13 protein-coding genes are annotated in these 15281 nt (G+C 37.0%); 5 read left to right on the top strand and 8 right to left on the bottom strand.

Annotated elements, in window-relative coordinates; genetic code table 11:
- The first annotated feature begins 126 nt into the window (after nt 1–126).
- Entirely contained in the window at nt 127–807 is a 681-nt protein-coding gene (locus tag ACRD7B_RS16125; RefSeq protein ID WP_430825623.1) for a YdcF family protein, read from the top strand.
- A 10-nt stretch (nt 808–817) separates the two neighbouring features.
- Here ACRD7B_RS16125 and ACRD7B_RS16120 read toward each other — a convergent pair whose 3' ends face one another.
- Nucleotides 818–1351 (bottom strand): hypothetical protein, encoded by a 534-nt coding sequence (locus ACRD7B_RS16120; protein ID WP_430825622.1) that lies wholly within the window; start codon nt 1349–1351, stop codon nt 818–820.
- Nucleotides 1352–1371: 20 nt separating this feature from the next.
- Nucleotides 1372–1569, bottom strand: coding sequence for a hypothetical protein (locus ACRD7B_RS16115; RefSeq protein WP_430825621.1), 198 nt, complete (start codon nt 1567–1569; stop codon nt 1372–1374).
- 43 nt (nt 1570–1612) lie between these two features.
- Between ACRD7B_RS16115 and ACRD7B_RS16110 the strand changes: the two genes are divergently transcribed.
- Complete coding sequence (locus ACRD7B_RS16110; protein ID WP_430825620.1) at nt 1613–2134, top strand: DUF4251 domain-containing protein; 522 nt, start codon at nt 1613–1615, stop codon at nt 2132–2134.
- A gap of 49 nt (nt 2135–2183) precedes the next feature.
- Here the strand turns inward: ACRD7B_RS16110 and ACRD7B_RS16105 are convergent, their stop codons facing one another.
- The 4 genes from ACRD7B_RS16105 to ACRD7B_RS16090 all read right to left on the bottom strand — a co-directional run bounded on the left by ACRD7B_RS16105 (nt 2184) and on the right by ACRD7B_RS16090 (nt 7961).
- On the bottom strand, nt 2184–2978 hold the full coding sequence (locus ACRD7B_RS16105; RefSeq protein ID WP_430825619.1) for a PhzF family phenazine biosynthesis protein: 795 nt from the start codon (nt 2976–2978) through the stop codon (nt 2184–2186).
- A 74-nt stretch (nt 2979–3052) separates the two neighbouring features.
- Nucleotides 3053–4720, bottom strand: a complete 1668-nt coding sequence (locus tag ACRD7B_RS16100; protein ID WP_430825618.1) for an alpha-amylase family glycosyl hydrolase — start codon at nt 4718–4720, stop codon at nt 3053–3055.
- Nucleotides 4721–4908: 188 nt separating this feature from the next.
- Nucleotides 4909–7107, bottom strand: coding sequence for a B12-binding domain-containing radical SAM protein (locus tag ACRD7B_RS16095; RefSeq protein WP_430825617.1), 2199 nt, complete (start codon nt 7105–7107; stop codon nt 4909–4911).
- The gene (locus tag ACRD7B_RS16090) at nt 7104–7961 is read right to left on the bottom strand and encodes a DMT family transporter (protein ID WP_430825616.1); all 858 of its coding nucleotides are present in this window, start codon (nt 7959–7961) and stop codon (nt 7104–7106) included. The genes ACRD7B_RS16095 and ACRD7B_RS16090 overlap by 4 nt, the downstream gene beginning before the upstream one ends.
- 547 nt (nt 7962–8508) lie before the next feature.
- Between ACRD7B_RS16090 and ACRD7B_RS16085 the strand changes: the two genes are divergently transcribed.
- Nucleotides 8509–10689 (top strand): TonB-dependent receptor plug domain-containing protein, encoded by a 2181-nt coding sequence (locus ACRD7B_RS16085; RefSeq protein WP_430825615.1) that lies wholly within the window; start codon nt 8509–8511, stop codon nt 10687–10689.
- Between the two features lie 57 nt (nt 10690–10746).
- Nucleotides 10747–12723, top strand: a complete 1977-nt coding sequence (locus ACRD7B_RS16080; protein ID WP_430825614.1) for a RecQ family ATP-dependent DNA helicase — start codon at nt 10747–10749, stop codon at nt 12721–12723.
- 103 nt (nt 12724–12826) lie between these two features.
- On the opposite strand, the gene ACRD7B_RS16075 is transcribed toward ACRD7B_RS16080, so the two are convergent.
- Together ACRD7B_RS16075 and ACRD7B_RS16070 are read right to left on the bottom strand one after the other, a co-directional pair.
- Nucleotides 12827–13633 (bottom strand): MBL fold metallo-hydrolase, encoded by an 807-nt coding sequence (locus ACRD7B_RS16075; RefSeq protein ID WP_430825613.1) that lies wholly within the window; start codon nt 13631–13633, stop codon nt 12827–12829.
- Between the two features lie 172 nt (nt 13634–13805).
- On the bottom strand, nt 13806–14465 hold the full coding sequence (locus tag ACRD7B_RS16070) for a B3/B4 domain-containing protein (RefSeq protein WP_430825612.1): 660 nt from the start codon (nt 14463–14465) through the stop codon (nt 13806–13808).
- 71 nt (nt 14466–14536) lie between these two features.
- On the opposite strand from ACRD7B_RS16070, the gene ACRD7B_RS16065 reads away from it, so the two are divergent.
- Entirely contained in the window at nt 14537–15211 is a 675-nt protein-coding gene (locus tag ACRD7B_RS16065) for an inorganic diphosphatase (RefSeq protein ID WP_430825611.1), read from the top strand.
- Nucleotides 15212–15281: the final 70 nt, after the last annotated feature.

The raw sequence follows: 15281 nt of genomic DNA, 5'->3' as shown, positions 1-15281 counted from the left end.
AATAAAAGTCCTTGGTTAACTAACAAACTTTAAGCAAAACAAATGTTTTTCTTCCTATCTAAAATATTATCCTTTCTAATATCTCCATTTTTATGGTGCCTCTTCTTATTAGTTCTTTCTCGATTTATGAAAAAAGCGAATTACAAAAAAGTACTTCGATTTTCTGCTTTCGCTATTTTTCTTCTTTTTTCAAATACGGCCTTATTTAACTGGACAATTACCAAATGGGAAGGTCCCATGGAAAATACCCAAGTAGAGATCAGTAAGGCGTCAAATATTGTCATTTTGGGTGGCTACTCGTCCATTAATTCAAAATCAAATAAAATCCTCTTTTTTCAATCGGTAGATCGTTTATTACAAGCCTTACCCATTTATCATCAAAATCCAGGTAGCAAGATTATTCTTTCAGGTGGTTCTGCGGAAATCATGTTTGAAGAAACGCCAGAAGCAACCTATCTCAAAGATTATTTAGTTTCCATCAACATTCCTGAAAAGGATATATTTGTTGAATCACACTCTCGTAACACAAATGAAAATGCCATTCACACCAAACAAGTGCTCTCAAGCATTAATTCAAACCTAGACGTTATTTTAATTACTTCTGCTTTTCATATGAGGCGAGCAAAAATGTGCTTCGAAAAAACGGGAATTAAAGTTACACCCTACTACTCCCACTTCTTGCAACACACCAATCAACTTAAACCGGGTGAATACTTTATTCCATCACTAGCCACTCTCAACCAATGGCCACTACTTCTTAAAGAATGGTTGGGTTTGCTCATGTATAAAATAAATGGTTATATCTGATATTTTGACATTAAATACCAACACCAAACCCAATGCTATAAATAGGATCCCATGCATTGTATGGCGAATTGGTATTTTGCAGTACATCAAACAAAATGCGAAATGAGACAAAGCTTCTTTGGGATATCATTTGTCGATAACCACCGCCCACATAAATAAATGGTACAAAATTTCGTTCCTTCTCGTAGCGAATATTATACCTCTCCATACTATATCCGGCAAACTCAAGGTGAGCAAATAACTGCGGAATAATATTATACTGAGAAAACAAACGGGCACCAAATTGATTATAGGTCAAAGCTGGCTCTATAGATTTGTCCTTCGTATACTGGTATTCAAATCCGAGTCCGGCATATATTTTTTCGTTCAAACGGGCACCTATGATAGGACTAATCATTATGTTAGTATAGGTTCCAAAAGTCAAGCCCAGGTTTCCTCCGGTGTAAATCTTATCCTTAAATTTCTTTCCTTCATTCTCTTGAGCAGAAATACTGAAAGCTCCAACAATAAAGAGCAGCAGAAAAGGCAGTAGTTTAGTTTTCATTGTATTATCGTTAAGTTAAGTTAAATGCATCCAATGCCAAGATCCTCAGCTAAGCCTTCCAACAATTCCTTCACTTTATCTTTCTCCTGATTAGTTTCTTTACAAGCTAAACAAAGTGGCAAATGAACTTGAGAATGAATCATAAACAAAGTATCGGTAATACTTGTTTCACAAACAAAGCAAGTCATTCCTTCCGCTTTATTCTTTATATTTGGCATACGTTTTGATATGAATATAATTCAAAATTAAGATCTATAAGTTATGAAAACAATTATTAGCTATACAATATTTAGTCTTTTATTATTGCTCAGCAGTCAAAACGCCTTTTCACAAAAAAAACAAGAAAGAGAAAATAAAAAAAATGAAGCCTTTACAGAAACCAAAACATTGGTGGATAGTGCTCAATTTATTTATGTACCAAACCGTGCATTTCCACAAGGAGGTCAATCTATCGACCTTACAACGAATTATGGTTTTATAAAAATTACAGGTGATAATGCAGAAGGAGATCTACCATTTTTTGGACGAGGATTCCAATCTCATTATGGCAACGACGGTGGTATTAAGTTTAATGGTACTATGGAAAATAAGAAGGTCGAAATCAATGAAAAGAAACGAACAATCACTTTTTCATTTGAAGTTAAAGACAAGGACCATTATAGAGTATCAATGGAAATTAGCTACAATGGTAATACCTCGGTTAACGTAACGAGTAACAATCGCAGCCATATAAGTTATCAGGGAGAAATTGATAAAATAGAAGAAAAAGAGAGCAAAAAATAGATTACTTAATAACAGTACTTACTGAGACCTTCCAAACGGAAGGTCTTTTTTATGGCAAATACAATTGCCCTTTCAAATATAACTTTGCCTGGCCAGCAATTTTAACGCGATCATTAAGCAATTCACATTTTAACTCGCCTTGTCTAAATGATATTTGCCGTGCTGTTAGTTGCTTTTTATTAAGATTTTTTGCCCAATATGGCGTTAATGTTGTGTGCGCCGAACCCGTTACAGAGTCCTCGTCAATGCCAACCTTAGGACCAAAATAGCGCGAAACAAAATCCACCTCATCACCTTTTGCTGTGGCAATAACGCCTTCTGATTCAGATTTAGCAAGCTGATCAAAATTTGGTTGCAGCAGCTCAATCTGCCGTTGTGAGCTATATATAAATAACAAATCGCATCGCCCTTTAAAAACAGCTTCAGGACGAATACCCATTGCTTTTATTTCATTTTCAGGCCAGTCAATTTCAACAAGTTCATCAGCCGGAAAATCCAGAACCAACCAATCGGCATTTCTTTCTACACGAAGTTGTCCAATATTCTTAGTTTGAAACACGAGTTCATTAGAGTTAATGCCTTCGTGATGGAACAAAACATAGGAACTAGCCAGTGTGGCATGCCCGCACAAATTTACTTCAACACATGGTGTGAACCACCTAATAAAAAATTGATTCCCTCCCAAAGGTTTAACAAATGCTGTTTCTGCTAAATTATTTTCGAATGCAATGCTCTGCATAACACTATCCTCAGGAAATTCCTCAAACAAACAGACGGCAGCAGGATTTCCTTTAAACAGCTCGGATGTAAAAGCATCAACTTGATAAATTTTTATTAAGCCCATAACGAAAAAAAATAAAACCTTAAGATATAAAAAATCCAGGACTAGCCTGGATTTAAATTCTTTAAATTAAGATTTTATTGAGCCAGAAGAACAATTGTTTTGTCACTATCAAACTGCACTTTTCCATTCTGTACTTTAACCGTTTTACCCGAATAAAAATCAGTCAACAACTCTCCCTCTTCAAATATCCCTTCCACATCAACTTGTTTCATTCCCTTATCTAAATCGAGCCCCACAACCACTCTATCATCATAATTGCTTGATGAATAAGTACGTTTAAAATAATAAGGTTTCTCCTGGATCATAGCATGCACACCCGCTCCAACTGCTGGATGCTCACTTCTGAACTGCCCAAGTTTTTGCCAATGCGAAAGCAAATCTTGCAGAGCAACACCATTGACTTGCTTATTTTCCAGAATTTCTTCCCAGTTCATAAACGAACGTAAAGTAGCATCACCTGAAGTTCCATCTATCATTAAACTACGTGCCGATTCATCTCCGTAATATACTTGTGATGCACCCGGACACAATAAAAGTTTGGTAGCAGACTCAAGCGTATTCATTCGTTTTTGATCATATGGTTGACCATCATCGTGCGAACTTATATAATTCATAACACTTAAGCCTTTTAATGAATCATTTAACAGTTGACTATATTTTGAAAAAATAGTTTCGTAATCATTATGCGCATCTGACTTAAACTCAAAATTAATTAAGCTTTTCATCCCATTACTGAAGTAGTCAACCTTTCGGTCGCCAAAATCATACATGCGAACACCCGAGATTCCATAACCGTATACTTCTCCCACCATGAAGAATTCATTATCATCCATTACCTTATCAGGATTAGCCGCTTTCCATTCATTAAAAGCTTTAGTTGCTTCCTTCCATAAATCGGCCCAAACTGTTTCTTCGGTGTGTTTTACTGTATCCAAACGAAATCCATCGATTCCATACTTTCGAATAAAATCAGTTAGCCATTTTATAATATAGAATCGTGGTGCACGCGCATATCCTGTACTGGCAAAATAGGCCTCCAACTCATTTACCTCTTGCTCCAATCTTCCCTCTTCGGCCCACTTTTCCATGAGTGGCTTTGGTAAATCCACATGCTCATCACTTTCAGTTTTCACATCAGGTAAATTTTCAACCAAAGTACAAGTAACTGTTGATTCATAGTCCTGATATTTACATTGTGGTGAAGTCCTAACCCACGCATCATCCCACACAGGATCCTGTGGCGTTACTGGGCCTGTATGGTTAATGATGACATCCATTAATATTCTGATGCCATTGGCATGCGCCGCATCAACAAGGGCAGCAAATTCTTGTTCTGTGCCAAAGTTAGGCTCAATTGCGGTCCAATCCTTAGTCCAATATCCATGGAAAGCAAAGGTTAAACCAGTACCTTCATCAACCGATCCATGAACCTGTTCAAAAATTGGACTAAACCACAAAGCAGTAATACCCAGTTTTGAGAAATAGCCTTCATTTATCTTTTGTGTAATTCCCTTAAAATCACCACCCATAAAACCTCGCAATGGAGCCGATATTTCGACACGATTGAAATTCACATCATTTGATTTATCTCCGTTATTAAACCGATCGGTTAATAGGAAATAAACATTGGCATTTTCCCATACAAAGGGAACATTTGGTTTTTCAGTTGAAGTTGTTGTTTGATTATTACAAGATTGCAAAGCAAGCAATAAGGTAAATGAAAGTAGTAGTAGATTTTTCATCCTGATAGTTCTTAGTTTGAATGTAAATTTAAACATTCAACAGTGATATCGAAAAAAGCACTGTTTTGACAAAATCACAAAATACAATTAAAAACCTCTTATACTGAAACTTAAACCACAGTCACCTTCACTCAAGTATTTTAAAAGTAAGTTCCGAAACGGTTTGCGGAAATAGAAAACACAAGCACTTAAAGAATCAAAAGCCCTATTTCACGTAGCTGAGTACACGTATTGCTCTGCCAAAAAACATCGAAATCGCCTAATTCATGAGCTTCAAAACTCATGTGTAAATCATTTAAGCTGTAGCGTTCAAGCTTAGCTAGTGACATTTCAGACAGCACTAACAATAACCAATCTGCCAAATTTGCTTTAAGGTTTAAAGCATACTGCTCCTGGGGTAAAACAAAGGTTAATTCTGCCATTGACAGAGCACTACCCTTCTTTCGTTTTTCATAGTGTCGCACCAAAGGTATCTCGTGCAACCACACTAAGCTCGAACGCTCAGAAACAATGACAGAATCCGACAAACACTTCTCAATGTAATTTGGTGGCAATGAAGTCTGGGGTGCTTTAAATTCAAACCATTCACTTAAATGATAATCCAAACACACGCCATGCATAAAATTAAAAATGGCTTTCTTCAAACCTTCTCCAAATTTAGAATGATCTGCTCCCAATGGATCTTGATGGTATAAATCGTTGTTCGCAAATTCCCCATCCAAGCCCTTTGTTATTTTCACCTTATACTTATCGGGCTGCAGGCCAACATCACTATGTGCCGTCATTGCAAACTGATGCCAAAAGCCCGAATCAATTATATTCAACTCAAACAACTGCCTGACAACCTCCAACGAATCAATGGTTTCTTGTTCCGTTTGGGTAGGAAAACCGTACATCAAATAAGCATGCACCATGATTCCAGCTTGAGTAAAATTTAGACTGACATTACTCACTTGTGCAATATCTACACCTTTATTAATAAGCTTTAAAATCCGCTCTGATGCAACTTCAATACCGCCAGAAACAGCGATACAACCACTTAGTTTTAATAAACGACAAACATCGGGCGTAAAACTTTTTTCGAAACGCACATTAGTCCACCAAACCACCCTTATTTGTCTTCGCAGAATTTCTAGCGCTAATTCTTTTAATAACGCAGGCGGCGCAGCTTCATCAACGAAATGAAAGCCATTCATACCCGTTTGCAACATCATGGCCTGCATTCTATCCACAATCATTTTTACATGAGATGGTTCATAACGTCCGATATAATCAAGAGATCCATCACAAAATGTACACTTACCCCAATAGCAACCATGCGCCAAAGTAAGTTTCATCCATTTACCATCGCTCCATAGTCGAAACATTGGATTGGCCACTTCAATGACTGAAAGATACTTATGTAAGGGTAAATCGGAATAATCAGGTGTACCAAGCTTTTCCTGAGGCACATCTTGAGCTGAATTATCATTAAGATAAACCAATTCGCCATTCTCAATCATCCAAGTACGAACCAACTTGTTTGAATCGCACTGCCCTGATAAATATTCTATTAATCGTTTTAATGGTGTTTCCCCATCATCTAAAGTGATAAAATCAAGATACTGAAAAATACGATCATCCTTTAATGCCCTTAACTCGGTATTAGGATAACCTCCACCCATCGAAACTGTTATTTCGGGTTGATTTTGTTTTATCCATTGACCAATGCGCAATGCTCCCATCAGGTTTCCTGGAAAGGGAACGGAAAGACTTATTAAAGTTGGTTGGTGCTGGTTAACTGCTTTCGAAAGTTCTTTTATTAATATTTCCTCAACATATGATAAGGGTAAATTCAATGCCTCATCAATAGAATCAAATGAACTTGCCGATCGCCCCAGACGCTCTGCATATCTACTAAAACCAAAATGCGGATCGATAACTTCTGTTATAAAATCACATATATCTTCTAAATAAAGAGTACAAAAATGTTTGGCCTTATCAAGCAAACCCATATTGCCAAAAGCCCATTCCAATTCTTCAAGTTGTTCAAATCGTGAAGCTTCGGGTAACACATTGCCACTGCATATCACATGTGCCATTTCCACTTTTGGCTCATGCAAAAAATCCATCACCTTTGGTATACTAGCCAGGTAGAACTTCTTCAAATGAAAAATACGTTGAGAATTCTCTGACCAATCCTTTTGCACTTGTTTTCCTTCAAAAAGTTTAGATAAGCCTTCATAAGAGAACAAATGATTAATCACTTCGATACCTAAATCAACCTGATTACAAGCAACTCCAATGGTGTTTAAATATCCTTTCAGATAACATGTTGCCGGATATGGTGTATTAAGCTGCGTTAAAGGCGGAGTTACCAACAGTACTTTAGGTTCGATATCTTTCATTTCTTTCTACGATTGATCAACATTATTCCAAGGCACGATAACACAACGAGTGAGGCGCCGATTGTTTCCATGGTGCTGAAGGATTCATTAAAAACAAAGACTCCAATAATTACATTCACTACCGGAATCAACATATGAAAAGGTGATCCTGTGGCAATGGATACATGACGGTATCCTTCGGTATTTAACAATTGTGCAAAGGCCGATGCTATTCCTATTATAATTAATATGTAACTTCCAGAAACCGGCCCTGTTAATTGCGGTAAATTGGCCGGGATAATAAACACCCAGAAACCAACAATGCTTTGAGCAAAAAATATGGCATAGGAATTATCAGTACCATGTAGCTTTTTTACCAACAAAATGGAAACTGCATTTGTAATGGCACTAAACATTGCCAAAATATCAAATATTCCAAATGCATATGTTCCATTCACGTTATAAGAGACAAAAATAATTCCGATAAAGGCTGAAAATATTAACAGCCAATTCATTATAGTAATGCGTTCCTTTAACACTAAAGCACTTAAAAGCGATGCAAATACAGGGTATGAGTAAGAATAGACCGAGCCTTTACCCATACCAATTTTTACAATAGCCAAATAAAAAAGCGCAACCGATAAGGTGCCTGTAATACCGCGTAGTAACAAAAGAGGACTCCTTACAAACGATAGATCAATACGCCGCATTAAGGCTAGAAAACCAAGTATTCCAACACCCACAGAGAATCGAACAAAGACAGTAACAAAGGTACTAACATGCGACATGGTTTTAACTAAAGTTGCCATTATAGCAAATGCTATAACCGACAATACCATTAATAAAATACCATAACTTGTTCCTTCTCGCTTCATAGTCCCAAATAATTGCTCGAAGTTATTAATAAAATAAGAATTCAGTACTAGGCGATTTTCATTTAAGTCAATCCTAATGTTTAAAACACAACTTTAATGCATGAATAATATATCGAAACACTATCGAACAAAAACATATTAAAATCAAAAAGTCGAAATGCAAACGACTATATTCCAAACACTTTACACACTACAAAATCACAATGTTCAAAAAATATTTATTTTTAACACTTATTAATTAACTATTCAATTACTTAATTAACTTATACTTACAAACACTTCTGCAAGCATTCCAAATGTGAGATTCAAAACCTATGTAACAAAGCATAACAAGCTTCGTATTACCTGCGAAACTCTAGGGAAATGAGTGCTGGGGGGCACTCCACTTTTTATAGGCTTAGAGTGGTAAAATGAATCGGGATATTATAAGAACTTAGTTGCAAATCAGACTCATAATTAATAAATGCATATGAAGTCTGCGCAACATGGTTTCATCCCTACTTATTTCAGTAAAAAATAACTTAATATCTAATAAAAGAAGATCGTAATGAAAATTAAAATTGGGATAATCCTATGTAGTTTTATCATAGGCATGGGGAATTTGAATGCACAAACAGACTCACTTGATTATTTCAACATGTCGTTGGAAGATTTAATGAACCTGGAAATTGTAGCTGTTTCTAAAAAAGCAGAAAGCTCATTTGATGCACCTTTATCTTCATCAATTATAACAAAGGAAGAATTAATTAATTCAGGAGCTACTACCATTGAAGAAGCCTTTCGTCTTGTACCGGGATTTATAGTTCGTGAAGAGACTAATGGAAATTATGACATTCACATTAGAGGTAATGACAACATTCCTCCGGGTAACTTCACTTTCTTTAGTGAAAACTCGATGTCGTTAATTATGATCGATGGCCGAAAAGTTTTTAATAACCTTAACGGTGGTACTTTCTGGGAAACACTTCCAATCAGTATAACTGATGTTGAACGTATTGAAATTATTAGAGGCGCTTCAACCGCTCTATATGGTCCAAATGCCGTAAATGGTATGGTTAATATCATTACTAAAAAATCACCCGATAAAACTATTGCTGTTGATGGTAGTATTCAGGGAGGAAGCGCCAGTACATTAATTGGAGATTTTGCCGTTAATACTTCTTCTAATGATAATAAATTAAAGGCACGCATAAGTGCTAATTATGAGAAACGCGATCGTTTTACAACAGATTACTATTCTTGGTTACAGGGTGAATATTTACCTAGCAGTCAACAAATAGATTACACCTCACCACACAATGGCGTATCTGGACCAAATCACCCAACATATCAGGATTCAGTAATGGCGAAGGATCGCCTAGGAGTTAATGCCTCATTAAACTATGAGCTTAATGAAGACATCTTTTTCAGTATTGCTGGTGGATTACAAAACTCAAAAGCAAACACTGTGTTTATGGAATCAAGCGTTACCCCAATTAGTGTACGCGAATCAGAATCATATTATTTTAATGCACTAAGTAACATTTATGGCTTGAGCATTCAGGTTTCGGGTAACTTCGGCACACAGGATATAGCTAAAGCTAACCCTATCGCGTCCGAGTTTGATTTTGGTCATTTAGACTTTATCGCAGAATATGACTATACTCTTGGCGATTTAACTTTACGTCCAGGAGTGAGCTACCAGAGTATACACTACGATGATTCACCCTATGTTGACAAACCTGGTTCAGGTTTCCTAAATGGTGATTCAGATCTAAGTAATTTTGCTTATTATCTTCGAGGCGATTATAAAGCTACTGAAAAACTAAGATTCATTGCAGCATTACGAATGGATCATTACAACAAGCCAAATGATGCTTACTTTACATACCAACTAATTGGAACCTTTAAACCGACTGAAAAGCATTTATTAAGAGGTTCGTACTCAAAAGCTAATCGTGGCCCAGTAATGATCGACTTTTATGCAAATTACACTGAGGGTAGTATCGAAAGGCAACAAATCATTCAGTATCAAGGCAAGGAAGACATGCTTTTGCCTACCAGTCATGTTATAGAACTAGGCTATCGCGGTCAGTTAAGTCCTAAGCTTCAGGTTGATATTGAAGCATTCTATTCAGCAACTGAAGATTTCCCATCATTTGAACCCACGGTAGAAGCGCCAAGTGCTGAAAAACCATATGTACATGTTATTTACCAATACGATAACATCTCAGCTAAAGCTGTTCAAATGGGCACAACAGCATCTTTACTTTATGCTCCAAACAAACAATGGAACATTAGGGCTTTTGCTACAGTTCAGAAAACAGAATTAAAGGACTATGATAAAAAGATATCCCCTTTAATTATCGATCCTGCTAATGGTTTATTTATTAATCCACAATACCAACGAGTTACTGAAGAGCATAAGCAAACCCCTAGCTATTTTGGTGGTGTTACAGCCAATTATCGTCCCATTGAAAAATTGAATATTTTTGCAGGGTTAAATTTCATATCCGAACAAGAGTATCGCCATGATTACGCTTTATATGGAGAGTTAACAGGTATGGGATCAGGAGCCACAACAGTTAATGCGAAAGCATTATTAAACGCTAAGATTTCTTATAAATTCTACAAAAACAATTCGGTATTTGTTAATGCTCGTAACTTAAGCGGATCAAGCGAACGAGAATTCGGATTTGCAGATCAAACTAGTGCATTGTACTTACTCGGTTTGAACATTAATTTGTAAAAAATACGATTAAACCATTCTGGGTTTAATAATGAAATAAAAATAGCTGTTTGCGAAATGCGATCAGCTATTTTTTTTGTTCCTGCCAAAGCCTACTTTTGCATAAAAGAGGAAAGTATGACGATTGAGAGCACATTAAAAAGCACCTTTGGTTTTAGCGAATTTAAAACTGGTCAGAAAGAAGTAGTCAACAATATACTAAAAGGTGAATCAGCCGCGGCTATCTTTCCAACCGGATCGGGTAAATCATTGTGTTATCAATTTTCAGCCATGCAACTCCCCCACCTTACTTTGGTGGTTTCTCCATTACTTGCTTTAATTAGCGATCAGTTGGATTTCTTACAATCTAAAAATATTCCGGCTGCCCGAATTGATTCTACTCTTCAATACAAGGAATTAATCGACATTCAGAACCAAGTTAGAAATGGCGAAATTAAAATCCTCTTCATTTCGGTAGAACGTTTCAAAAACGAACGCTTTCGTAATTTTTTAAGTCAGGTTAAAACATCCATGTTAGTGGTCGACGAGGCGCATTGTATTTCGGAGTGGGGGCACAACTTTCGCCCCGATTATTTAAAGCTGCCAATTTATCGCAAAGACTTTAATATTGAGCAGGTTTTGCTTTTAACTGCAACAGCTACTCCTCGCGTTATCGAAGATATGGAACGCGAATTTCAAATACCAAAACAAAACATTTGTGTTACCGGCTTTCATCGCTCAAATCTTCACTTAAAAGTAATGGCATGCGCAGAAACAGAAAAAAATGCGCAGCTTCTGAGAAACCTTTCAAGCACACCAGAAGAGGCAACCATTGTATATGTTACGCTTCAGAAAACAGCTGAGGATGTTGCCAGCTATCTTAAGCAAAATGGACTAAACTCAAGTGCCTATCATGCTGGAATGGCCAATGATTATCGTGAAAGTATTCAAAATAGATTCATGAGTGGCGAAACCCCAATTATTGTAGCCACCATTGCCTTTGGTATGGGCATTGATAAAGCAAACATTCGCCGGGTTGTTCATTACGACATGCCTAAATCGCTCGAAAACTACTCACAAGAAATAGGACGTGCCGGGCGTGATAATGAAAAAAGTGAATGCCTGGTACTTGGTAATCTGGATGGCATACACACTCTGGAAAACTTTGTATACGGCGATACGCCCGAAGCCAATAACATTGAGGTAGTATTAAAACAAATTAAGAATGCTGAAAGCTCGTGGGAAACACAACTTTTGAGTCTGAGTAAAGATTCGAACATGCGTGCTCTACCGCTTAAAACACTTTTGGTTTACCTCGAAACCATGGGTATTATTTTACCATCGTATAGCTATTTCAGTTCTTATCGCTTTAAAAACATTAAAGAGACTGAAAGTATTATTCAAAAGTTTAAAGGCGAACACCACGCTTTTGTATCCGCCATATTTGAACATTCGAAGAAAGCTCGTTTATGGACAGCTGTTGATTTTGATGCCATTGCGACCAATTACAATTGCGACCGTAAACGCATCAGCACTGCTTTGGACTACTTTCATGAGAAAAATTGGATTCAGCTTGAGACCAAACAAATGACAGAAGTCTTTAAAGTTCTGAAACCTGAATTTGATATTACATCAACAAGCAAGGAGTTAATTAGTAAATTCAGAATGAAAGAAGAGGCCGAAATTAAACGCATTGGCATGATGTGTGATTTCTTCAACAGTCAAGATTGTCTTTCGAAACAACTGGCCGCCTACTTTGGAGAAAGCACTGATTGGGATAAATGTGGCACTTGTTCTTCTTGCCTTGATGGTGGCATTAAGTTAAGCCAAACACAAAGTCTGCCCGAATTGCAATCTTTAAACTTATCGGAATACCTTAACGAACTATCAGCTAAATCAACACAGCCATTATCACCTATCCTACTATGCAAGTTTTTGTGTGGTATTAGTTCGCCCAAACTTTCAAGTTTAAAAGCGAATAAACTCGGGGGATTTGGTTTAACCGAAAAATACCGCTTTCAGGACGTTTTGAAAGCAATTGAAAATCATAATTAATACGATGACTTTAATTTACGGTATGTTTTATAAGCATAAGGAACGGTTCTCTATGCGTGACTGGCAATAAAGAACGGTTCCATAGTACTTTCTGAAAACTCGACTAGAACATTTTTAATTGCGAAGCCTGCTCATTTTCATTAAGCGCCTTCTCAAATGTGTATATAGGCGTTGCAGCATAACGCGAGGTAGGATATATTTTATATCGATCACTAACCATTTGAAAAGATTTCATGGCTATCTCTACCTGGTTGTTATCAGCCGAAATATGCGATAGCAAAATGGTTTCTAAGGGTGTATCCTTCAATGAATCGACCAATTTAACCGCCTGGTCATTGCTTAAATGCCCACGATCTGACTTAACTCTATTCTTTAGATAGATTGGATACGGGCCTTCTTCCAGTAAACGCTCGTCGTAGTTACTCTCCAAAAATAAAGCATGACATTGCTTCACTTGCTGCTTTACGATTGTATCAGCTGTTCCCAAATCCGTTAGTACTCCAACATTAACACCATCTATTTCCACCCTAAAGCTTGTTGGATCAATAGCATCGTGTTTCTTGGCGAAGGAATGCACTTTTATATTGCCTACTGTGATGATATCGCCTGCCTTAAAAATACCAATTCGCTTTGGCTGATTATCATTTCGTGTTTTAGAAAAAGTAGCCTTAGTTAAATAAGCATCAATTTCATTCATATCAGACAATACGCGCAAACCTCGAATATGATCGGCATGCTCGTGCGATATAAATATTGCCTTCACCTTATTAATGTTCAACTTGACTTCTTTCATGCGTTTCAACACCTGTCTGCGACTAATGCCCACATCTATCAATACCGCCTCATCTTCATTTCCCACATAGTAGCAATTACCATTACTACCCGATGCCAACGCACAAATTTCTACCATTCTTCTTAAAGCTATTAGCTACTAGCCGACAGCTAATAGCATATTTTATATCGTATAAATAAATCTAGCACTTTCAATCCTATTGCATTTCGACAAGCTCAATGTATAATTTCACATATCACCCTGTCCTCTGTGGACTGCGGACTTCGAGCCACGGACTAATAACTACAGACTAACTAATAAAAAATCGTTCCAGCTCTTTTCCAGAAGCGAATTGCTTATATAACTCACTGGCCTCATCCAATGCTCGCTCAATTTTTGTCCTGTCGTTAAAGCCAATAATAATCATTAGAAATCGAGTCGTCTTATCAGTCACCATTGTACGAACCGAATCACTTGTTGGCGTTCCAAAAGCGCCAATATCATCTCGAAAAACTGGTAAATTCTCAATATTTAATTCACCGCGTCCAATCCCTTCATAAGGTTCAGCATTTTGTCCCTTCCCCATTACAATATCACCTTCTACCTTATCAAGATCATAACCACAGATTGAATAACCTGTTTTTACGGATATCAGATTGAGTATGTCCACCACATTATTGATATGGTACAATCCTTTACCATTAGCTACTCGTCTTAACAAAGCCTCTGCCGATGGTCGATAACGATTAGGATCCTTACCCAATGCGCGATACGCATTTTTATTGGCCTTCACCGTATCCATTTCCCGAATAGATTCTGGTGTTAGTTTGGGTTCCAGTACCTTTATCTCATCATTCAAGAGTTTCATCAGGTCATCACTAGAAGCTTTTACTTCAATATCAAAGATAAAACCACCCAATAATAAATCAGGTAAAGTTTCTTTAATAAACGGATCGATTGTAATGGTCATAAAGAAATGTGATTAGAAGCGCAAAATAAACAAAAAATACTCATTTTTGCAGCTTCTTAAACTGTAGCACAATGATTCAAAATATAAAAGCTGTCTTTTTTGATATGGATGGGGTACTCTACGATTCAATGCCCAACCACGAATACACCTGGATTGAGAGTTTTAAAACCATTGGGATTGATTTTCCATCAGAAGAAGCTTATCTGAATGAAGGTAGAACCGGGCACTCTACTATTCGCAATGCCATCAAGAAGTATCTAAACAGAGAGGCTACTATTGAGGAAGAAAACAGAATTTACGAATTCAAAACCAATTTGATGCAAAGGCGGCCCAAAGCACCTATTTTGCCGTACATGCAAGAACTTCATAAACATCTCAGATCAGAAGGCATAGATATATTTGTTGTAACTGGATCGAGGCAACCAAGCTTAATCAATAAATTGGCGGATGATTTTGATGTGGCGGCTGAAAATATTGTTTCTGCAAAGGATGTAAAGCAAGGCAAACCTCACCCCGAGCCCTATTTAATTGCGTTAGATCGTTCAGGCTTCGATGCGAAAAATTGCATAGTAGTTGAAAATGCACCGCTGGGAGTTGAATCGGCAAAGGCAGCAGGGCTTTATACTGTAGCTGTTAATACTGGCAAGCTTAATGGGAAGGTATTGTTGGATGCTGGAGCTGACCACCTATGCCATACTACCAAGGAACTTTTTGATCTATTAACCCAATCTATGCATTTGAAATAAAAATTAAGCCCAAATGCATAGCGATATAGTATCTCATCCATTTTGGAGAAAAACCAAAATGGTGATTTTC

This window comes from Carboxylicivirga fragile (assembly GCF_050589805.1).
GTDB lineage: Bacteria > Bacteroidota > Bacteroidia > Bacteroidales > Marinilabiliaceae > Carboxylicivirga > Carboxylicivirga fragile.
The sequence above is the reverse complement of the archived record's forward strand: the minus strand, read 5'-3'. Positions and strand labels throughout refer to the sequence as shown.

Coding starts and splice junctions, on each gene's coding strand:
- ACRD7B_RS16100 (WP_430825618.1), bottom strand. CDS start 4,720: ATGAAAAATCTACTACTACTTTCATTTACCTTATTGCTTGCTTTGCAA.
- ACRD7B_RS16115 (WP_430825621.1), bottom strand. CDS start 1,569: ATGCCAAATATAAAGAATAAAGCGGAAGGAATGACTTGCTTTGTTTGT.
- ACRD7B_RS16075 (WP_430825613.1), bottom strand. CDS start 13,633: ATGGTAGAAATTTGTGCGTTGGCATCGGGTAGTAATGGTAATTGCTAC.
- ACRD7B_RS16065 (WP_430825611.1), top strand. CDS start 14,537: ATGATTCAAAATATAAAAGCTGTCTTTTTTGATATGGATGGGGTACTC.
- ACRD7B_RS16085 (WP_430825615.1), top strand. CDS start 8,509: ATGAAAATTAAAATTGGGATAATCCTATGTAGTTTTATCATAGGCATG.
- ACRD7B_RS16110 (WP_430825620.1), top strand. CDS start 1,613: ATGAAAACAATTATTAGCTATACAATATTTAGTCTTTTATTATTGCTC.
- ACRD7B_RS16120 (WP_430825622.1), bottom strand. CDS start 1,351: ATGAAAACTAAACTACTGCCTTTTCTGCTGCTCTTTATTGTTGGAGCT.
- ACRD7B_RS16125 (WP_430825623.1), top strand. CDS start 127: ATGAAAAAAGCGAATTACAAAAAAGTACTTCGATTTTCTGCTTTCGCT.
- ACRD7B_RS16105 (WP_430825619.1), bottom strand. CDS start 2,978: ATGGGCTTAATAAAAATTTATCAAGTTGATGCTTTTACATCCGAGCTG.
- ACRD7B_RS16070 (WP_430825612.1), bottom strand. CDS start 14,465: ATGACCATTACAATCGATCCGTTTATTAAAGAAACTTTACCTGATTTA.
- ACRD7B_RS16095 (WP_430825617.1), bottom strand. CDS start 7,107: ATGAAAGATATCGAACCTAAAGTACTGTTGGTAACTCCGCCTTTAACG.
- ACRD7B_RS16080 (WP_430825614.1), top strand. CDS start 10,747: ATGCGATCAGCTATTTTTTTTGTTCCTGCCAAAGCCTACTTTTGCATA.
- ACRD7B_RS16090 (WP_430825616.1), bottom strand. CDS start 7,961: ATGAAGCGAGAAGGAACAAGTTATGGTATTTTATTAATGGTATTGTCG.